This window comes from Arcicella sp. BE140 (assembly GCF_031456255.1).
Lineage (GTDB): Bacteria > Bacteroidota > Bacteroidia > Cytophagales > Spirosomataceae > Arcicella > Arcicella aquatica.
Window position 1 is genome coordinate 225725 of record NZ_JAVDUE010000006.1, and the last position, 21552, is coordinate 247276.

The 21552-nt window shown below is 34.2% G+C and carries 13 protein-coding genes; 6 read left to right on the top strand and 7 right to left on the bottom strand.

Annotated features, from left to right (window positions below; translation table 11 throughout):
• Positions 1-176: 176 nt before the first annotated feature.
• From J2Y60_RS11505 to J2Y60_RS11535, 7 genes are all read right to left on the bottom strand, one after another.
• A complete protein-coding gene (locus tag J2Y60_RS11505; protein WP_309917601.1) occupies positions 177-1475 on the bottom strand; it encodes an AAA family ATPase in 1299 nt (432 codons plus the stop codon).
• Positions 1476-2003: 528 nt separating this feature from the next.
• Complete coding sequence (locus tag J2Y60_RS11510; RefSeq protein WP_309917598.1) at positions 2004-3842, bottom strand: PAS domain S-box protein; 1839 nt, start codon at positions 3840-3842, stop codon at positions 2004-2006.
• Positions 3843-4269: 427 nt separating this feature from the next.
• The gene (locus tag J2Y60_RS11515) at positions 4270-4995 is read right to left on the bottom strand and encodes a DUF3823 domain-containing protein (RefSeq protein WP_309917595.1); all 726 of its coding nucleotides are present in this window, start codon (positions 4993-4995) and stop codon (positions 4270-4272) included.
• An 18-nt stretch (positions 4996-5013) separates the two neighbouring features.
• A complete protein-coding gene (locus J2Y60_RS11520) occupies positions 5014-6876 on the bottom strand; it encodes a RagB/SusD family nutrient uptake outer membrane protein (RefSeq protein WP_309917592.1) in 1863 nt (620 codons plus the stop codon).
• A 22-nt stretch (positions 6877-6898) separates the two neighbouring features.
• Positions 6899-10369 (bottom strand): SusC/RagA family TonB-linked outer membrane protein, encoded by a 3471-nt coding sequence (locus tag J2Y60_RS11525; RefSeq protein ID WP_309917589.1) that lies wholly within the window; start codon positions 10367-10369, stop codon positions 6899-6901.
• Positions 10370-10549: 180 nt separating this feature from the next.
• Positions 10550-11650: a FecR family protein gene (locus J2Y60_RS11530; RefSeq protein WP_309917586.1), complete on the bottom strand. Its 1101-nt coding sequence runs from the start codon at positions 11648-11650 to the stop codon at positions 10550-10552.
• An 83-nt stretch (positions 11651-11733) separates the two neighbouring features.
• A complete protein-coding gene (locus J2Y60_RS11535; protein WP_309917583.1) occupies positions 11734-12324 on the bottom strand; it encodes a sigma-70 family RNA polymerase sigma factor in 591 nt (196 codons plus the stop codon).
• A gap of 741 nt (positions 12325-13065) precedes the next feature.
• Between J2Y60_RS11535 and J2Y60_RS11540 the strand changes: the two genes are divergently transcribed.
• The 6 genes from J2Y60_RS11540 to J2Y60_RS11565 all read left to right on the top strand — a co-directional run bounded on the left by J2Y60_RS11540 (position 13066) and on the right by J2Y60_RS11565 (position 21382).
• Positions 13066-13407 (top strand): winged helix-turn-helix domain-containing protein, encoded by a 342-nt coding sequence (locus tag J2Y60_RS11540; protein WP_309917580.1) that lies wholly within the window; start codon positions 13066-13068, stop codon positions 13405-13407.
• 167 nt (positions 13408-13574) lie between these two features.
• Positions 13575-13967: a transposase gene (locus J2Y60_RS11545; protein WP_309917577.1), complete on the top strand. Its 393-nt coding sequence runs from the start codon at positions 13575-13577 to the stop codon at positions 13965-13967.
• A gap of 310 nt (positions 13968-14277) precedes the next feature.
• Positions 14278-14907, top strand: a complete 630-nt coding sequence (locus J2Y60_RS11550) for a sigma-70 family RNA polymerase sigma factor (protein ID WP_309917574.1) — start codon at positions 14278-14280, stop codon at positions 14905-14907.
• 64 nt (positions 14908-14971) lie between these two features.
• The gene (locus J2Y60_RS11555) at positions 14972-15946 is read left to right on the top strand and encodes a FecR domain-containing protein (RefSeq protein WP_309917571.1); all 975 of its coding nucleotides are present in this window, start codon (positions 14972-14974) and stop codon (positions 15944-15946) included.
• A 112-nt stretch (positions 15947-16058) separates the two neighbouring features.
• Positions 16059-19568: a TonB-dependent receptor gene (locus tag J2Y60_RS11560; protein WP_309959109.1), complete on the top strand. Its 3510-nt coding sequence runs from the start codon at positions 16059-16061 to the stop codon at positions 19566-19568.
• A gap of 11 nt (positions 19569-19579) precedes the next feature.
• Positions 19580-21382, top strand: a complete 1803-nt coding sequence (locus J2Y60_RS11565; RefSeq protein ID WP_309917565.1) for a RagB/SusD family nutrient uptake outer membrane protein — start codon at positions 19580-19582, stop codon at positions 21380-21382.
• Positions 21383-21552: the final 170 nt, after the last annotated feature.

The following is a 21552-nucleotide window of genomic DNA, read 5'->3' on the forward strand; positions in this document are numbered from 1 at the left end:
AATTATTTTTGATAATATGCAAAATGTGCGTTTAAATGCACTTTATGAAAAGAGATTAATTGCGTTTCCCCTTCATCAATTGAGACGCACTAACCATCCACTACAATTAAAAACAGTCAAGGACTATGCTTAAAATGTCAATGCTCATAGAGCGAATAATAGTTTCTCAAACACTTTTAAACTAAGGGGAATTGTACTTTCCCTGCCCAGTAAATAGGTATGAAGTATAATTTTTCCTGAATACCAAATGGAGCGTTTGAAAAAATGATGGCTTGTGAAATATGAGGATGATGTTCTAGTAAATAATGTAAGCTTTTTAAAGAACCACTTCTTCCAGACTTTACTTCTATCGGGATTATTTTGCCATCTCTTACAATGACAAAATCTACTTCAGCACTACTTCCTGGACTGGTTCTTGCCCAATAAACGAGTTCTTCTTTTTGCGAAGCAATCATTTGTTGTGCCACAAATTGTTCTGCTAACATGCCATTGAAAGCAGCAGTGAGGTTCTTTTTTAAGTAAATATCTTGAAAAGACAGCTTACTTTTTCGCAATAATAAACCAATGTCAAGATGAAATAATTTGAATTGTTTGCCAGACGGACTAAGCGGTAGACCAGCAATAGATACATTTTGAACGGCATTTAATAAACGAGCAGTTCGTAATACTTCTACGCCTTTTTTGATGGTAGGGCTTGAAAAACGGTCAGATAAATGTGTATAGATAATCTGATTGCTTATTAGGGAAGCACTTTTTTCTAAAATATCATTCAGCGCATCTCCATCTACAGTGGGCTTATACTTCTTGAAATCCTGCTCGTAAGCGTATAACAAATTATCTTGAATTTCTTGGACATCGTTAAAGTTCTGATTATTCACAAAGCTTTGTACACATTCGGGCATTCCACCAACGACGAAATAATTATTGATTTCTTCATTCAAAATACTTGTTACAACCTCTGGCAAAATAGTAGGTTTGTCATTAAGAATGTTAGCGATTGAGTCTTTTTTCCGAGCCAACAAAAACTCATAAAAAGTCATGGGTGTTAGACTCATCACATCTACCCGCCCTACTGGGAAAGGCTGATTCCTAAATTCAAAGTCTAATAGTGAACCTGCCGCAATAAGATGTAATTCTTTTTTATCTTCATAAAAATACCTCAAACTTCCCAATGCATCGGCACAAGCCTGAATTTCATCAAAAAAAAGCAGGTCATTCGTAATATCTATCTTGATACCAAGTGCAAATTCAAGTTCTAGAAGTATTCTGTTTACATCAAAATTATGCTTGAAAATGATGTGTAAATCTCGCCTTTTTTCAAAATTGAGGGTAATTACTTTTCCTGTAAAATACGACTCTCCAAATTTTTGAACCAACCAAGACTTTCCGACTTGCCTAGCTCCATTTAGCACAAGGGGTTTTCTTGACAGCTTTATTTTCCAATTGGCTAATTCGTTTATCTTTTCTCTAAACATAGATTCGTCTTTATCAATGTACTACATTTCCCTTACAAATATAAGAGAATATAGTAAATATTTAAAATAATGACCATTATTTTAAATCAAACAAATAAAATAATAACCATTATTCGGTAAAATAAATAGTAGCACCGTATTGTCCAGTACTGTCTAAAAATATAATTTTAGTAATTACGTATTAGTAACTTTCTCATTATTGACTAGGAAATTTGCGTTTTGCACAAGACTATCTGCTATTAAAAAAGTTTAATGTATAAAAAAACATAAAGTGCATATGTACGGTATGATATATACGTTTAAATTTTTAAAGTTTACATGAGATTAGAGTTCTAACCTTCTATAAAAACATTCCCATCGTGATTATGAGGTTTGATAATAGGAGGAGTGTTTCACTTGTTTCTCGTGACACAACATCTAATTGCTCTGCATCCACTTCCATATCTTCCAAATTTTGAAAGAGATTTTATAAGAATAAAATCCATAGCTAGAAATTACTATGGATTAATGGAGATTTGATATTTTCAATTAAGAATAGGGAAAAGTTATGCGGAAAGTTGTGCCAACATTTTCTTCGCTTTCAAAAGTAATTTCTCCTCCATTCATTTTCACTAAGTTATGGACAATCAGTAATCCTAAACCTGTGCCTTTAATTCCCCCAACATTTGCACCCCGAAAAAAAGATGTATAAACTTTTTTATGTTGATTTATTGGAATACCAATACCATAATCTTTTACTTCAATTACGTATTCGTTTTCTTTAAAACATAATGTTATTATCGGGCTTTCACATTTCGGAGAATATTTAAAAGCGTTGGATAACAAATTGTCAATTATATGTTCTAAATGTTGAGGGTCTGCTAATACCTTTCTTTGTTTTCCGATTTGTTCGAAAACTAGCTTTCTACCATCTTTTTGATGTCTATTTTGTCGTTCAATTCCATAATATATCAAAGAAACTAAATCTATTTCCATCTTTTGAACATCCCTATTTTCATCTTCAATTTTGCCTAAAAACAGTGTTTCGTTCATCAAATTAGTGATACTAATAATTTCAGTGTGGATAGTATTAAGTTGCTTTTTAATCTTTTCCTTAATAGGATTATCTTTCTGTTCTTCAAGAAACATTTCTATAATTTCAGCTGATGAAGAAATAGTGGAAAGTGGTGTTTTAAATTGATGGGTCGTCATGGCCACAAACCTAGTTTTTAGTTGATTTAACTCTTTTTCTTTTTTCAGAGCATTCATCATACTTTCTTCAGCTTTTTTCTTCAAGGTTATTTCTCTACTCGAGCTAACTATTCTATCTTCAAGGTTATATTCATCAAAAAACATTTTATAAGATGTTTGCATCCAAACATATTCTCCTGTTTTCTTAAGGAATCTATACTCTATTAATGATTCCATGTTACCTTCTAAAAGGTAACGTTCATGTTTTTTTTGTACACCTTCAATATCTTCAGGGTAAAAATAATCATACACATTTTTACCAATTAGTTCTTTGGGTTCATAACCCAATACCTCCTTACATGAAGGAGATACATATAGATATTGACCTTGAAGATTACAAATACAAATTAAATCACGCACATTACTTGATAGTAACTCGCTAAAATGTGCATTTGATTTTTCATTAGTAATATCTCTTAAGGTACCTGTTGTACCTATAGCTTCTTTTTTCTCATTCATTAAAAGACTAATAAAAACCTTAATCCATATTATTTCATTAGTCTTACTAATAAAACGAACGATGTGAGAACAAGAAGTTTTTTGTTGGTTGACTAAGGACCTAAAAAGTAATATATTTTTTTTTATATCATCAGGATGCAAAAATGCATAAAAAGGCTTACTACTAGATTCCTCAATATTATAACCCAAAATATCTACCCAAGCCTTATTTAAAAAAGTCAAATTCCCTACAATATCTGTTTGAAAAAGCACTTCATGTACATTTTCAATCACATATTGATATTTTTCTTCTTGTTCATATACCTTTCGAATCAGTTGTTCTTTTTCAGTAACATCTTTGGAATAAATGATAAGATGGGTTACAATTTGATTAGAATTAAAAACAGGATTAATATAAAACTCGTAGTATTTGCCTTTAGCTTCATGTGTAGTTTTAAACCTTTCTCCACTCAAGCCCCTGCTAACATTAGTTGGTGCAACGGATGAAAATAAAGTATCAGTATCTGTAAGTCTTTTGCTTCCGATTTCGGGGAAATAACCATACAATTCTTTAAAAAAAACAGTATAAGCCTTATTAAAAAAAACAAAGGTACATTCTGAATCCAATATACAAACAGGATCTATCAGAATATCTAGTGCTTCTTGGCTTAATAATAGTAGATTGTCTTGCGTGGTCATTATTAAAATTAGTTTAACAAATAATAGAATAGTAAATTTTTCAACAGTTTTACTACACAATTAAATGCTTTTATAATTAAGATTCCAATAAGTAAAAAACAAATTGTCAATAAATATATTATTAAGAAAATGGCAAAACACTAACAAAAATCATGATATAACTTTTTTTATATTATTTTTAATTAATATGTTCCAAAAAATATCGAGTCTAGTTCTTCTCTATCCAATCAGGAAATTCTAAAGTAAAAGTAGAGCTACGTTTAATTGGAGTTTAGAGATGATGATAAAACAAGGAAAATAATTTTTTATAAGCTGTATTTTTTGTACCCCGTATCTTAAACGATAATTACATAAAATTAGATAAACAAAAGAGACTGTCCTTTTCGGACAGTCTCTTTATGCAGAATTAATATGCTAATCATAATTATCAAAGCTGTAGCTTTAGGGTCTTTGAATAAAGAAGGTCAGTTACTCCGACAGTCTTAACTCCTATACGTGCATATATAAATCCTGTTTTGGATAAAGTAACCTTTTGAGATGCTGTAAGTGTTTTTAAATCAAGGAAAATACTATTATTACCAACAGATAAATTAGTAAATGCCTTTTCATATACTTTGGAAGTATTATCAACAATTGACGTGACGCCCAAATATATTACTACTTTTTCCAATACAGCTGTTGAAACATTTTTTTCTAAATTAAATGTTGCTTTGTAAGTGGAATCACTGACCTCAGTGGCATAATTAGATAACCAAAAGTAAGGTGTAACTTCAAAGTTGACATTAGTTTTAGTTCCTTTTAATGAAAAACGCAATGTATCTTTATTGGTAACCCAAGGGCCTTTACCGGGTGTAATTACTAGATAGTAATCCCCATCAAATGTATTGATAGTGTATGTACCATCTTCTCTGCCAAACATTTTAATATACCCGACATCCCACTTTTCTGGTCCAACCTGATTTAGTTGAAGCATATTTGTCCCCGTAACATCCGAGGCAGTTCCCATTAGTTGCAGAGGTTGCCCCTTATAAAGGAATTGACCCGATATAACCGAAGTGGGATAGTTCCAGTTATCAATTTCTTTGCTACATGCCGTAATGCAAATCAGCACAACTAACATCAATGCTGAAATACTATATATATTTTTTTTCATATTGCCGTATTAAAATAGTTATTGATTAGGATTGATTACAAGCCTTGGATTATTGGTAATCCAAGAACTCTCGATAATTCCATAATAATTTGTGATAGGGAAATATAAAGGAGTGGTTGCTCTTTTATACGATACCTGTTTTGTAAAAACCCATTTGCCATTGTTAGGGTCTCCTTGACTAACCACCTTATATGGAAATAATGAAAACATTTGTGCCGTAGCATCGCCAGGAACACCATTCCAGAGTGTATGTGCTAGTCTCCATCTTTTAAGATCCCAAAAACGATGATCTTCAAATGCGAACTCAACACGGTATTCATTTACAATTTTATCAAAGGTAATTGTTGAAGTAGTTAAAGGTTGAATACCTCCCCTGTCTCTAACTATATTGATATATTGAACAGCCAAGGCAGTTTGGCCTAATTCAAATGCTGCTTCAGCCGCTATAAGATATGCTTCAGCAATTCTGAAACGAGGCATCCACATTGCACTAAAAGTTGGATTTAGACCTGCACCAACTGTTTCGTCAAGAAATTTACGGACTAAAAATCCAGTTTTGTTCACATAGTTATTAGAGTTTGCAATGGGGCCATTGATAGATGTCAAAACATCTCCAGCGTTCATACTTCCTGTTGGTCCAGCATTTATCACGTAATTACCTGAGGTGTTTTTGTTAATTTGTCCAGCCTGTAAACTTACAACAAGATTACGGTAAGTGGCATTTGGCCATATAACAGTCCCCCAAAGTCTAGCGTCTTTCGCAGTAAAAGGGTCTTCTACACTATTATAAAAAACATAGCTACCATCTGTGTTATTTGTTTTAATAGCTGAATTGCTCCCATCTTTGTTTTCAAAAGCCTCTACTAAGTTAAGGAGTGCTCCTAACGCATTTCCTTCTGTATAGTCACGCAACGAATAAGGCATAGCATAATTAGTAAAAGTAGTTACCACATTTGGAGCAAGCCTATCCAACGCCCAAATAACTTCTGTATTGCCAGCCTTAACGCTTGTGGCTTTATAAAAGGCCAACCCAGGATTGGCTGCGTCCTTCTGGATTACATAAGGACTTTCCGCAATTACCTTCTGTGCTGTAGCTAGTGCCAATGTATAGAATGCCGTTGCACTGTCAGCAGGTATGCCAGCCTCCCAACCAGCTGTACGCACTGTCGGGGTTTTTAAGTTTCCATATTTTGCAATGGAAGCAGCATAGATGGCCGCTCTAGATTTTAACATTAATGCAGCCCATTTATTGACTACTGACGAATTGGTTGTTTTTGAAGAGGTTAGTCTTGGTATAGTTTGGTCACATTGGTCAATAACGTATCGATATATTTGTGCTTCTGTAGAGCGTGGTGTTCTCCAACCTGTGACATCCACCCCTGCCTGATATGTATAAACTGTATCACCAATTATTGGCATACCACCAATTGAACGAGCCATACTGAAATAATACCAAGCACGTAAAAATTTAGCTTGAGCTTCCATATTTAAACGTTCGGATTCGGGCAAAGAAGGTAAGGATTTAGCTGTTGAAGAGTTTATTCCTTTCAAAAACTGATTAATCCTTCTCACCAATCCATAGTCGTACACTCTGTAAAAATTACGTGGTATTTGTTTTTCATCATCAGTTGTGGTGGCCGCACCATATTGTACGTTGGCCTCGTCGAGTAAATGGTAAGCTCCATAGTCTCCATTTTGCTGTCCATAATTCACAGAAGTATAAAAGGCCGCCAGAGTTGACTGAATCAAAGTTTTATCATTATATACAACACTTTCAGGTAAGTTGTTAACCACTTCTCCGTCAAGTTCTTTTACACAACTGCTTAAAGATGTTGAGAGGAAGGCTAATATGCAAAATATTGTTATTATTCTATTTTTCATTTAATTGAGATTTTGAAGTTCATTAGAAAGATGCTTGGAAACCAAAATTGTACACTTTAGGATTAGGATAAGAATTACCAGAACTTGAAGTAATTTCAGGGTCCAATCCTGATGGCATATTAGAGATAGTAAGCATGTTATAACCTGCAAAATAAAATCTAAGATTGGCTATTCCTGCTCGTTTGGTTATTACTGTAGGCAAAGTGTATCCAATTTCAAGGTTACGAAGTTTGACATAAGTAATATTGGTTTGCCAATAACTGTTTGGCCAATGGGTATTCATCCAGTTGTTTACACCTTTTGTTAAAAGAGGATATTTTCCGATGTTAAAACCACTGTTTTTATCCCAAATATCTTTGTACCAAGTAGAATTATCAGCTAAGTATTGTGATACATTTGCATTAGGGTCAAAATAACGTAAATAGCCTTGTTGTTCATACGTGTAAGCAGACGCTCCTACAAAATCTGCACGGACATCTATTCCTTTCCAGTTTGCACCAAAATTGAAAGCGAAATTTATCCATGGTGTTCCAGAGTTGGTTCTATAAGTTACATTTTTCATGTCAAGCTCAGTAATATACCCATCTCCATTGGTATCTTGATATATATAGTCCCCTGGTCTAAGTGTTGTATTTCCTGCATGGTCTTGGTCGATAGGATACTTAGCAATTTCTTCCCAAGTTTTAAACTGTCCGATGGCAATTAATTGAAATGACCCATCTCTATAGCGTCCTTCGGTACTACCAAGATCTCGATACTGATTGTAAGCAGATGACCAGTGGGGTTTGTATCTCTCGCCTGTTATCCATCTTGAAAAACTAAAATTTCCTCCTACCCAGTAATTAATATCTTTAATCTTATCTTTCCAGTCTAAAGAAAACTCAACACCTTTCGTATAATCGCCATTTAAATTTTCAGATGGAAGACCAAAGCCTACTTCATTTGGTAACAGAACATCATAACGACTACCCAGTTCTCCAGTTTGATGACGGCTGAACCAATCAAAACCACCTTTTAATCGGTTGTTTAATAAAACTATGTCTAAACCAACATTTAATGTTTTAACTCGTCCCCAGGTATATACTGTAGGCAAGCCAGATACCGTAGTTGTTGTTACATTGGCTCCATTTAATATTGCATTACCAGTATTATAGTTATACCCAGTGATGAAAGACAAAGCTGAACCAAGTTCCTTACCAGCTATACCATAGGAAGCCCTTAACTTTAAATCGTTAAAAGTATTACTCAAGAAATTATTATTTTTCCAGAAATTTTCCTGAGATACACGATAGGCCAATGACCCGTATGGGAAAAAGCCAAATCTACTTCCTGGTTGATAAAAGTAACTTCCATCATATCTTGTAGAAAATTCTGCAATGTATTTCCCTTCAAAATCATAATTTAGTCGTCCTATAAATCCTAATCTTTTCTGAACATAACTTATATTATCGGTTACTGTAATACCTGGCGTTGCATTTGTAAGATACTGAATACCATTTGCCACAGGCGACCCCCAAATATATACACTAGGATACGTTCCTCTTTTACCCTCCATACCACTAAACAAAAAGAGATTGTGGTTACCAAAGGATTTTTTATATTCCAATTGCAAGTTGGTAGTAACTTCCTCATTGTTTTGGATAAACCTTTCAACATAGCGACCGTTTCCTGAATAAGCCACGTTATACTGAGACGATGTCTTGTCATACGAGTAAAGAATTGGGGAAAGCTCTAGCAAATCGGTCTTATAGTTTTTATACCAATAGGTAAATAATCCTCTTGCTTTAAACCCTTTGGCAATTTCTAATTCTGCCGATCCATTAATAAGTATCACTCTAGATTCAGCTTGGTATTTACCAGATGTTTTGTAACCAACCCATCCATAACTGTATTGTGGGTCGATGGTTGATATCAGTGGATAATCTTCATTGCCGTTGTAGTATGGCTTCTTTGTAGGTAAATTACGGAATGCCGTTTCTTCAGCAAACGAATAGTCATCTCCGGGCAGACCTGGCTGTTCATTGTGTTCTAAACGCCCTTGCATGCCAAAACCTATTTTGAATCGCTTTGAGATGTTTGCATTTATATTAGATTGAAAGTTAGTTCTAGAAAAGCCTACAAAGTTTCTCAAGAGCCCTTGTTGCTGTAGATTCCCAACACTTACATAGTAATCTACATTATCAGACCCACCCGAAAGATTGATACTATTATAGAATTGTGGGGCTGTTTGCCAGATATAGTTATACCAATCAAAAGAAGTGTGATCATCATCTACCTTATTAACCCATTTTTCATATTCATCCTTTTTGATAGTTCTAGCGTTTTCTGATACTCCATTATAGGTTTCATCTTGGATAATAGCCCTAAGGTACGTAACTGCATCAGCTGGCTTATTATACCCAGAAGCTTTTTGCACTCCATAATAACTTTGTAAACCTACTTTTAACTTCTGGTTTCTTTTTCCTTTCTTGGTTGTTACTACAATTGCTCCATTGGCGGCTTGCATCCCATAAATAGCGGCACTACCATCTTTCAGTACAGAAACGGATTCTATATCATTAAAATCCATTTGGGAAAAACTGCCCATATCGCGAACTGCCCCATCAATAATTACTAGTGGTGTACCTATATTTCTTATTTGAATAGAAGGTTCACTACCAGGTCGACCTGTAGTCTGACGGAAATTCAAACCAGGTATTTTTCCGACAAGTGCACCAGCTGCTGTTGCCGTTTTACTATGCGAAAGCTCATCAGCATTCACAGTAGAAATTGCCCCTGAAATAGTTTTTTTGTTTTGTGTTCCGTAAGCTACTACCACTACTTCATCTAAAGATTTTTGGTCAATCGCCATTGAAATAGTAAAAACAGTTCGTTTCCCTATCAGAACTTCTTGTTTGGCATAACCTACATAACTAAATACTAAAACTGTATTTTCATCTTCAACATCTATTTTAAATTGCCCATTTTCATCAGAGTTCGTCCCTTTTAAAGTTCCTTTTATCGTGATATTTACTCCTGCTAATGGTTTCCCGTTTTCATCCTTTATTGTACCAGAAACATTTTGGTCGATGACTCCCTCTATATTTTCGAATGATGCCTCATCCATGTTTTCACTGGTGGCTCTGGGAGTCTCCACATTGCGAAGTATGATTCTATTACTTACTTCTAAAAAGGTAATATTTAAGGGTTTAAGTACTTTTGTAAGTACTTGCGAGAGTAGCTCATTATTAGCAGTAATACTTACTTGTTTATCAAGTTTTATCATCCTTGAATTAAATGAAAACTTAACATTGGCAGACTTCTCAAGTTTTGTTAATACTTTTCCTAAAGTGACTTCTTTCATGTTGATACTCACATGTTTAGCCAACATTTCTTGACCATTGACGTTAGTCGCCATGGTAACACTTGAGAAGACAAGTACTATAAAAGATTGTAAAAATGACATTTTCACGATTTGGTAAAGCAACCGCTTGTAGTTAAAAGTTTTTTTCATACTTTTGGTTCGTTTTTGTTTAATACTGATTGAGTTGGTATAAGCAAAATAATTCCCACACTCCTTAGCAGAGGAGCGTACATCGAACAGAGAAGGGAAGTCACTGGCGTTAAAAATGTAGCAGCATTTTTAACGCCTTTTTTAATGGATTTTTATCATATTGTTTTTGTGATTAGATAGTTAGTTGCAACCATTTGAGTAAATAATTATTTGGTTTCCATTCATTTCATATCTGGTATTATTCCCCAAACTTTCGCAGATAATCTTAAGTTTTTCAGGAAGGGGTTGATCGCTCAAGGATGTTGTAAGATAGCAGTCTTTCAACTTTTCCTTTGGGTAATCTATTTCTATCAAATATGCTTGTTTAAGTGTGGTAAATATCTGGCTGACTGCCACATCTGCAAATTCAAAATTTACTTGTTCTATCGTTTCAACCTGATTTGTAGTATCTGATTTGTTTTTATTAATAGTTATAATCTGATCGAATATCAACGCTTTGCGTTGGAAACGAATAGACTGGTTAGGAAGAAGTACAATGGGTTTATCTGATGCCTGTACACTAGTATTTGAACTGATACTGACTTTACCTGTTCGTACTACTACGTCTACATTAGGATTGTCTTTATAAGCTTTTATTCTAAAGCTTGTCCCTAGTACTTTAGTGACTAGTTCGTTGGCGAAAACAAAGAAAGGTTTTGCAGGATTTTTACTGATTTCAAAAAAGGCTTCGCCTAAAAGATATACTTTTCGTTCATTGCCGATAAAGAGTTTTGGATAGCTCAATTTACTATTCGGTTGTAATAATACCGAACTACCATCCGAAAGTGTAATCAACTGGGGTTTATCAGTATTATTCGCTTGTTCTATCAGTCCGTCGTTTTGTTGACTAATTAATTGTTCATAGTCTAACAATTTTTGAGGAGTAATTTGTTGTTGATACACCCAAACCAAACAGATACCAACCAGTAAAATAGCCGCAACCTTTTGTAAGGTTGATGATTTGAATAATCGTACCCAAGAGTTTCCTTGATTAATACGTTCTTGTTCATTAATTTTCTCCCAAGTATGTCCTAAAGCCTCTTGAATATCCGCTTTTTGTATTTCCTGTTCATCAACCTTCATTGCCAATAAATATAAGCGAGCAGATTGCATAAGCTCTGTGGATTCATCTTTAGAAAGAGTCCACTCATGCCACTGATGATGATGTTTCCCTTCAAGTACCCACTCTTTAAAAGAGCTGTCGCTTAGGAAGTCATCTATAGATTGATAAGTTTTTCGCATTGTCCTATGGAAATGGTTTCAAAACTAGAGAGGACAGCATTTTTTGGGGATACTCACTTTTTTGTATTTTTTTTCGAAAAAAATTAAAAAAACCTTGAAAGTAGTATAAATACAAGGGTTAAATCTCCAGACCAAGCATCTCTAAGATGTTGTAATGCCCTGAATACAAGATTGTTAGCAGATTGATAATTAATATCAAAAGTTTCTGAAATTTGTTCAATAGTTAGTTCTTGATGATAACGAAGATACAATGCTTCTTTTTGCCTAGCAGGAAGAGCATTAATAAGTTTATTAAGATATGTTACTTTAGAAGCTGTTATTTCATCATGAATGAGTTTTTCTTCAATCGAAAAATCCATTAAAAAATCAAGCCCTTCTACTGAAGTCGTTTGACGAAATATATGGTCTCGTTCATGTAATCGAGCAATTCGTTTACGTACACTAGATAAAAGATATGCCTTTACTACTACTTTATCTTGAAGGGAGTGTCGATACAACCACAAATCTACAAAAACATCTTGTACACAGTCTTGTACTTTGTCGGAATGTGACATTAACGAATTTCCATAATTTACCATTGAACGAAAATAACGCTCAAATAAATTTGAAAAAGCCCATTCATTGCCCTCTCTTAAACTTTTCCATAGGGTTTCATCGCTAATATCTAATGTCATATCATTGAAGAAAATATTCTTTAATAAAACAAAAGTAATTTATTTTTTAATTAATCGAAGAAATCCACATGATTTTTTCTAAAGCCCAAAAGAGATTATGATTCATAACTATTCTTGCAATAATAGAAAATTCTTCAAATGTAATTAATCTCTATTTTGAAGAATTTATTATATGAAAGCTATTCTAAATGAACCTATGTTCAATAACGTATATATTATACGACAACAAGCCAGCCTTGCCTTGATTCTAGGGAACCAGCTATATAGTTATTCTTTATTTTTAAGCAGGATATCGTAACTACCAGATTGTACCTTGACACTTTTTCATTTTTATCAATACTAATTTTACGTCTTAAAACTTTGGTTAGTGTGTTAGCTAGATTTCATATCTACTATTCATTGTATAGTCAAACGTCCGTTTGATTATACAATGAATACAAATGATTGGGATTTTAAAAAGTTACCTTAAACAAAAGTTGAATAGGCTTAAGAATTAAAGGTTTCGGATAGAGAAACTATATAGACAATGAAATAACAAATTGGAAATTGCTATAAAAATAGTTCAAATTTGCATGATGAAAAAACAAGTATCAATCAGCGACCCCGACCGTTTACTTCGCTTCATGAATTCTTTTCACGAAAATCATATTGAAGATTTCAAAGCCTTAGTTCTTCATTTAATATCAACATTTGATATTGAACCAGTCTGTATGCAGACGGGAGTTCCCATCAGTATACTTTATGACTGGCAATCCAACTGGAATAAAAAAAGAGATAGGCTTGCAAAACCTCAGGGGACAAGGTGGTGGGCCTAAACCCCGATTAAGCAAAGACCAAAAAAATCGCTTAAAACAAATTTTTACAGATGAAGCTGACATTTGGACTTGCGGAGAAATTCTTACTTTAATTCTAAATAGATTTCAAATTTCTTATTCTAAATGTCAAGTGCAAAGGTTATTGCGTTTGATGAATATGTATTGCTACAAACCGCAACCCAGAGATTATCGTCAGCATCCAGAACATAAACAAAAACTTAGTGAACGTTTAAAAGCCGTTGCTGATTTTTTTTGGAATGGGTACTAAAAATTTGGAAAATATCTATTATTGGCTTTGCCGACGAATCCACCTTTCAAACTTATGGTAACTCAGCTCGCTTATGGTCTTTCGGCAAAGGCTTAATTAGTAAAGAAAATACCAATCGAACAAAACAAAACTGTTTTGGATTCTATACAATCAGGTGAAAAAGCCTTTTGATACCTATAAATAGAGGTAATGAACAAACCTTCTTAGCAATGCTTGACAAAATCAAAGAACAACATTTACACTACGATGGAATCATTCTCATCTGGGACAACCATAAAGCTCATACCACGCCAGCAATTGAGCAAAAGGCTTATTTACTTGGTATTAGCATCGTGAATTTACCCGCTTATTCTCCTAATCTAAATCCCATAGAAAGGCTTTTGAAAGTGATTAAAACAGCTTTATCAGAAGCTGGATTTATTGAAAATTTACAGCAACTAAATCAACTCATTGACAAGGCTTTCAAAAAAGCAACTAATTCAGTATCATTTGCTAAAAAATGGATAGAGTATTTCTGGAATGTCATTTTTTGGAAAAATCCTATCCTGTTTTCTGAATAGTTATGTCGTAATCTATAAATCTTGATAAGGTTATATAATCAACCTCTGATTCTTATAATCTGACAACTCTTACAAAAGAAGTTGAAGCTGCCAAAAATTGCTTGCGGATTTTTATAGATAAAATAAAAGTAAAAACTTATGGTAAAATTGGACTAAAATGAAAATGTTTTGTTGTTCCCACTTTCTGAAACGCCGATTGATTTTAGTTAAACACACTAAAGTTGTTAAGGTTAATTTTATCAGAATATCAGTAAATATATTTGATTAGTTACTTTTTAAATTAAATTCGTAACATTTTACAATTAATTTGATGGGAAAAGATAAATTGAAACCTTTTGAGCATGCTACTTTGTGGGATAATTTTCGTGGTGGGAGCGATGAAGCATTCTCTCGTCTTTACGAATTGTTTTCTGCTGATTTGTATCGATACGGCTACAATTTAGTGAGAAATAAACAACTTGTTGAAGATTGCCTTCATGAACTTTTCCTGCATTTACACAACCATAGAGGGCGACTAGGACCCACTGATAATATACAATTTTACTTGTATAGAGCACTTAGGAGGCGTCTTACTGATAGTGTTTCAAAACTTAACAAACTAGATTCAGAAGATTATATATTTGACCGAGCAGAATTTATCATTCAACCACACGAAAGTCAGCTAATAGATCAGCAGGTACTTGAAAGACAGCGGAAAATTGTGATTATAGAGTTGAATAAACTTCCAAAACGACAAAAAGAAATTTTGTACTTGGTATATATGAAAGGGTTGACATACCAACAAGCCTCGGAAGTAATGGATATTACGATGAAAAGTGTCTATAATACGATAAATGTTGCTTTAACAACATTGAGGAAATATCTACAAGAAAGCTTTAAAAGAGAAGGTTTGCTGTTTTTAATGTTTATTATATCAAGTATTTCAATATTACTATCTTGATTTTATATATTAAAACGGGAAAAACAAGACACACTCTGTTTAACAATAAATAACAATAATTGAAATGAACTATTCTGTTTACGATGTACAAGAATTTTGTGAGGATATTGATTTTATTCGCTGGGTTGTTTCACCTACCGAGGAATTAAATCAGTTTTGGAATGCTTTTCTAATCACAAATCCAAGCAAATCTAAAGATATTCAGATTGCTAGAGAATACATAAAAACACTTCATTTTCAAGAAATTGAAGTAGAAGAAGAAGCCCTTACTTTGTTAAAAAATCGTATTTGGAATGATATCAATAAGCCAGCAATCATAATTCAATGGTGGAATCGTCCACGTTATTGGGTAGCAGCAGCAGTGATATTTATGGTAGCGTCTTTTGGAATGTTCTGGTGGAATCAAGATCGCCAAATATATCATACAGACTTTGGACAAATTAGAAAAATATCCTTGGAAGATGGTTCGGTAGTTACACTAAATGCTCATTCATCATTGAGAGTTGCAGAAAATCTAAATGAACTTAAAGTGAGAGAGGTTTGGCTAGACGGGGAAGCATATTTTGATATTGCTAAACTTAATGGTGCAAAATTTATTGTGCATACTTCTGAAGCTGAAATAGAAGTGTTAGGAACCGAGTTTAATGTAAACACACGTCGCAAAAAAACAAAAGTTGTTTTGCACGAAGGAAAAGTAAAACTTTCTGTTGATAGCGTTCAAGCTGTTGTGATGAAGCCTGGAGATATGGCCACTGTTTTAGACAGGAAAAAACCAATACAACTTAAAATTGTTAAACCCGAACAATATGAATTCTGGAAGCAGTCAATTATAGTATTGAATGATAAATCTGTTTCTGAGGTATTAGAGATACTAGAAGATAATTATGGCATAACGATTCAATTTGAAAACCCGATTATTTTGAATAAAAAGTTGAGTGGTAAATTGAGTATAAAATCTTCGGATGAATTTATTCAAAATTTTGCTACAATTTTAGATGCTGAATTCGAAAAGACTGAAAAAGGGTATTTTTTTAGATAGCATTTATAAAAGATAAAAAAATCAAAAAAAAATCATAGAAAAACGGGAAACGGTATTGATTGGTTGTTTAACAGTTAGATGAGTCGTTGATATCTTAATTCTTGTTTTGACTATGAAAAAACTTTTTCTCTTTTATTTTTCCATAACACTGTTTTCTTTTTGTGAAGTTAGACAGTCTTATTCTCAATTGGTGTATGCCTCTAATAATGAAAGTTTGCAGCCCAGACTCTCCCAAGAGAGTACAAATAGTGTAATTTCTTTACTCCACAAGCTAGAGGCTATACACAAAGTTAGTTTTGTGTATCAGCAAGAGTTAGTAGAAGGTAAGCTGGTACTTATACCAATCAATGAAAATGATAAGGTAGAAAGTATTCTAAAGCGAATTCTACCTCCGTTAAATCTCAAATTCAAAAAATTAAAAGGTGGGGGATATACAATTTTACCTATCAAACCTTCAAAAACTAATTCTTCACAGAGTGATTATCAAAAATCAACAGCTGATTTAAGAGCATCATTTAGTTTTTTGGAAGAAAAAAACCTACATCCAATCACTACTAGTTTATCAAATGTTAATTCATTAGATTTTACGATAAAAGGTAAAGTCACTGATTTTGAAACAGGAGAAGCTCTGCCAGGTGTAAACATTCTTGTTAAAGGTAAACAATCAGGTGTAATCACTGACCCTTCTGGAAACTTTTCGATTGTTGTTCCCGACAAAAATGCAGTCTTACTATTTAGTTATGTTGGCTATCTAAGTCAAGAGATTCCAGTAGCCAACCGTGTTCAACTTAACATTCAATTAAGACAAGACAACAAAGCTTTAGATGAAGTTGTAGTAGTTGGTTTTGGTACACAGAAAAAAATTAATGCAACAGGTGCCATTTCATCAATTAGTACAAAGGAATTGGTTCAGTCGCCTGTTGCCAATATTAGTAATTCGTTGGTAGGTCGTATACCTGGGCTTTTTGCTACACAGTCTGGCGGTGAACCTGGTAATGATGCTTCAAAAATTAGAATACGCGGTGTTGGTACTTTTTCAGGTAATACAGATCCCCTTACATTAGTAGACGGTATTCAAGTTGATAATTATAATAATATCGACCCAAATGAAATAGAATCTGTAACTATTTTAAAAGATGCTTCTTCAACCGCTGTTTATGGAATCAGGGGCGCAAATGGTGTACTTATTATTACTACCAAAAGAGGAAAAGCAGGCCCCCCAAAGATTAGTTACACCTTTAATCAAGGCTTCAACTCTTTTACAGATATGCGTAAACAGATGAATAGTGCTGATTATGCTACACATTTCAATGAAGCTTTGCAAGCAGATGCTTATGTAACGGGTGCTGCTTATGTGCCTAGATATACGCCTCAGGATTTGGAACTATATGCTAATGGAAAAGATCCTGTCTTTCATCCAAGTGTAAACTGGGCCGACATAATGTTTAAAAAAGTTTCGTTGCAATCTCAGCAAAACGTTAGTATAAGCGGTGGGCAAAATAAAGTAAGGTATTTTATCTCAGCAGGTCTTTTTAGCCAAGAAGGCTTGTTCAAAGATACTAAAGATATTATAGATGCTTTCTCGCCTCAGTCTACTTATAAAAGATATAACATTAGGTCAAATTTCAATTTTGATGTAACTACTCGATTGAAAGTTACCTTAGATTTATCATCACAAACAGAAGTAAGAAGTGGAAACAATGGATCAAGCACAGAGAGGGTAGTAGGAGATATTTTTAGAGCAAGCCCATTAAGTACACCAGGTATATTAGATGGTAAAGTTGTTAATATTTTTACGGGTTCCCAGAATAACCCTTATGCTAGTTTACTTTATCCAAACCTTGCTGGTGGTCTTAAAAGGTCTTATCGCAATTATCTTAACGGTTCATTACGTATGGATTATGACTTAGGGTCTATTACACAAGGTTTGTCAACACATGCTAATATTGCTTTGCAAACTTATAATGATCAACAGATTGTGAATTCAAAAACACTAATTACTTATTTAGTGGTACCCATTAATGGTGGGCCTATTAATGGCGGTAGTTATAATTTAGTACCAAGTACAACCGAAGCTCAGTTTGGTTTTACTCAAACAGGAACTTATAACAGAAGAATAACAGCTGAATTTGGTATTGATTATAAAAGAAGTTTTGGAAAACAAAATGTAACAGGGCTATTGCTTTACAACCAACAAAAGACTTATGACCCATCATTAGCATTTCTGATACCAAAAGGTTATCAAAGCTTTGTTGGTCGTGCTACTTATGACTATGATGGGCGATATTTAGCTGAGGTAAACGTTGGGTATAATGGTACTGAAAACTTTGCTCCAGGCAAAAGATTTGGTTTCTTTCCTGCTTATTCCTTGGGTTGGGTGGCATCTCAAGAATCATTCTTTCCTAAAAATGGATTTGTTTCTTTGCTAAAGGTAAGAGGTTCTTATGGAGTAGTTGGTAATGATAACATCGGTGGAACACGATTTCTTTACCGACCAACTAGTTATTCTTCTGTAGGAAATACTTATTACTTTGGTAATGTTGGTACTACTTTCAATGGCTTTACTGGAATTCGTGAAGGGGCTACAGGTAACCCAGATGTTACATGGGAACGAGCCATCAAACGAAATATTGGTTTAGAAATGGTCATGTTAAGGGATAAAATCAAATTTACTGCAGATATCTTTAATGAAGATCGTAGTGATATTCTTGCTACTCCGCAGACTATTTCATCTATCGTAGGATTATCGCAACCAGCATCAAACCTTGGTAAAATGGAAAACAAAGGCTTTGAATTTGATATTACTTATACCAATAAGGTTGGTCAGGTTGGGTACAGAGTTTCTGCTAATTATAGTTTTGCTCGTAACAAAGTAGTTTTCAGAGATGAGGTACCTAATAAATATGCGTATCAGAATCGTACAGGACAGCGTTTAGGGCAAAATTTTGGATTAATTGCCGAAGGTTTATATAACTCGTGGGAAGAGATAAATAACCAAAGTCGCCCTGTTTATTCATATTCAAATAATAAAGTACAGCCTGGTGATATTAAATATAAGGATTATAATGAAGATGGTGTGATTGATGATTTTGATGCTGTACCAATAGGATATTCTAACTTACCAGAAAAAACCTTCGGGGCGTCTTTAGGACTTAATTACAAAGGATTTGATATATCTGTTCTGTTTCAAGGTGTTGGAAACGTATCACATTATTACACACGTTTTCAACGTGGGACAGGTTATGGGCAAGCTCCACCCGAAGGTTCTGCAAGTTATATGAACGAAAGCTGGACTCAGCAAAGATATGATGCAGGATTGCCAATTAATTTTCCACGTTTCTCTGTCAATAGTAATCCTAACGGAGCAGGCTCATCTTATTGGTTAGCTGATGCTAGTTATGTTCGTATCAAGAATACAGAAATAGGGTATAAGTTTAGCGAAGGTATTCTCAGAAAACTAGGAATAAGCTCATGTCGTATTTATGTAAATGCTAATAACTTGTTTACTTGGAAGAATATGCTTCCGGGAATAGATCCAGAAAATACAGCAACGGGCGATACCAACACAGAACCATATCCACTTGTTCGGACAATCAATGCAGGTCTTAACATTAACTTTTAAGAACCCTTATCATGAAAAATATTTATTTTCTTATTACCCTACTTTTTTGTTGTCTAATAACTTCATCATGCGATAAAGCATTTTTAGACAAAGCTCCTGGTGTTGACTTAACTGAAGACAACGCTTTTCTGAACAAAGCTAGTCTTGAAACGTTTATGACAACAATTTATAAGTATAGTGTGCACTCAAATTTTCGTTACAGAAATCAGGGTGATATACCTTTCTCACAAGTAAACAATACTGATTGTATTCATCCAAGCTCTAGTATGAGCGACGAAGGGGATGCCTCTGAAGCATCTTTTGTAAACTCTAACCGCTGGAACGAAGGGGTTATTTTACCTAGCAATATTGTTAATGTTGAAGACTTTAGATACTTCATTCGCTGGATTGCTTTACGCCAGATAAATCTTGTTTTGAAAAGAGGGAATGAAGTACCAGATGCCGATGAGGCCTACAAAAAGCAAGTAATGGCTGAAGTAAAGTTTTTAAGAGCATTGAATTACATGGAAATGCTGAAGCGATATGGCGGTGTACCAATTGTTGATCAGGTATTTGAAGCAGGCGTGAAAGTGAATGTGCCTAGGAGTTCTTTTGAAGACTGTGTAAAATTTATCTTGAAAGATATAGACGAAGCATTGCCAAATTTACCAGTTTCGTATTCTGCTTCACAAACAGGTAGAGCTACTTCTGTAGCAGCTTTGGCATTAAAGTCAGAAGTATTACTTTATGCGGCAAGCCCACAGTATAACACTGCAACGCCTGTATTAAGCATGGCAAATGCAGCTGATAATAAATTAATATGCTATGGTAATTATGATGCAAATCGTTGGAAATTAGCGGCAGACGCAGCCAAGGCAGCAATAGATTTGGCACTAGAAAATGGATTCGGATTGATTGATGAGCCAGCTAACCGAAATCCAAAAGAATTGGATAATGGTACTGTTGGTCCGTTAGGAAATTATCGGGTATCATGGGAGACTTTGAATAACAAAGAACTGATTATGATGTACCAAGGTGGATCTGCCGCTGCTGGTGCAATTACAAATATCGGAAGCGCACCACTAACTTTTTGGAATCCGGCCTGCTATGGATCATTTTGGAGTGGAATAACAATGCCGTTAAATTTTATCAGAAAATATGAGAAACTAGATGGAACACCACAAACTTGGGATGCTAACGGGGGAGCTGATTTAATTGCAAAATATGCCGAGTTAGACCCAAGGTTCAAACAATCAGTTTCTTATACTAATTCGTATTATACTGCTAGAGATCCAATCGCACAAATTTATAATGGAGGTAAAGATTATGTAAACTGTAAAGGTGGTGTTTGGTTAAGAAAATACATTCCTAGAAATGCTACTAGTGCCAATTTTGTTATGAATGATGTAATATTTCGTGTAAATGAATTGTATCTGAATTATGCAGAAGCACTGAACGAGGCTTCTGGTCCTGTTCAAGCAGCTTATGATGCCATAAATGCTATTAGAACACGTTCGGGGATGCCTAATTTACCAACGGGACTTAGCCAAGACCAGTTCAGACAACGTGTAAGAAACGAAATTGCTATTGAAATGCTGAACGATGACCATCGCTTTTGGGATTTAAGACGTTGGTTGATTGCTGAAAATGATGGTGTCATGAATGGTAAGTTTGAAGGGTTACAAATTACGAGATCAGGTACTTCCCCGAATTTTAAATATTCTTGGATTCCTTATGTTTTTGAAACAAGAACTTTTAAGAAAGAAATGTATCTACATCCTTTCCCACAAACAGAGGTATTGAAAGGTAACTTAATACAAAACCCTGGTTGGTAGATACAATGGTTGAACAGTATTTGTTGCTGTTCAACCATTTCAATCATCCAAAGTAATGATTATTGAAATCATAAATGCTTATTCAGATACTCCTTTATTTTAAGTGTAGACCCAACAGCACTGTAATTAAAAGGATAGGTTTTAGAATAAACCATTGTATTATCATTTTA

What these genes read in the sequence shown, in the direction of transcription:
- J2Y60_RS11560 (WP_309959109.1), top strand. Translation starts at nt 16,059, where the DNA reads ATGAAAAAACTTTTTCTCTTTTATTTTTCCATAACACTGTTTTCTTTT.
- J2Y60_RS11515 (WP_309917595.1), bottom strand. Translation starts at nt 4,995, where the DNA reads ATGAAAAAAAATATATATAGTATTTCAGCATTGATGTTAGTTGTGCTG.
- J2Y60_RS11540 (WP_309917580.1), top strand. Translation starts at nt 13,066, where the DNA reads ATGACTGGCAATCCAACTGGAATAAAAAAAGAGATAGGCTTGCAAAAC.
- J2Y60_RS11535 (WP_309917583.1), bottom strand. Translation starts at nt 12,324, where the DNA reads ATGACATTAGATATTAGCGATGAAACCCTATGGAAAAGTTTAAGAGAG.
- J2Y60_RS11510 (WP_309917598.1), bottom strand. Translation starts at nt 3,842, where the DNA reads ATGACCACGCAAGACAATCTACTATTATTAAGCCAAGAAGCACTAGAT.
- J2Y60_RS11525 (WP_309917589.1), bottom strand. Translation starts at nt 10,369, where the DNA reads ATGAAAAAAACTTTTAACTACAAGCGGTTGCTTTACCAAATCGTGAAA.
- J2Y60_RS11550 (WP_309917574.1), top strand. Translation starts at nt 14,278, where the DNA reads ATGGGAAAAGATAAATTGAAACCTTTTGAGCATGCTACTTTGTGGGAT.
- J2Y60_RS11505 (WP_309917601.1), bottom strand. Translation starts at nt 1,475, where the DNA reads ATGTTTAGAGAAAAGATAAACGAATTAGCCAATTGGAAAATAAAGCTG.
- J2Y60_RS11530 (WP_309917586.1), bottom strand. Translation starts at nt 11,650, where the DNA reads ATGCGAAAAACTTATCAATCTATAGATGACTTCCTAAGCGACAGCTCT.
- J2Y60_RS11555 (WP_309917571.1), top strand. Translation starts at nt 14,972, where the DNA reads ATGAACTATTCTGTTTACGATGTACAAGAATTTTGTGAGGATATTGAT.
- J2Y60_RS11520 (WP_309917592.1), bottom strand. Translation starts at nt 6,876, where the DNA reads ATGAAAAATAGAATAATAACAATATTTTGCATATTAGCCTTCCTCTCA.
- J2Y60_RS11565 (WP_309917565.1), top strand. Translation starts at nt 19,580, where the DNA reads ATGAAAAATATTTATTTTCTTATTACCCTACTTTTTTGTTGTCTAATA.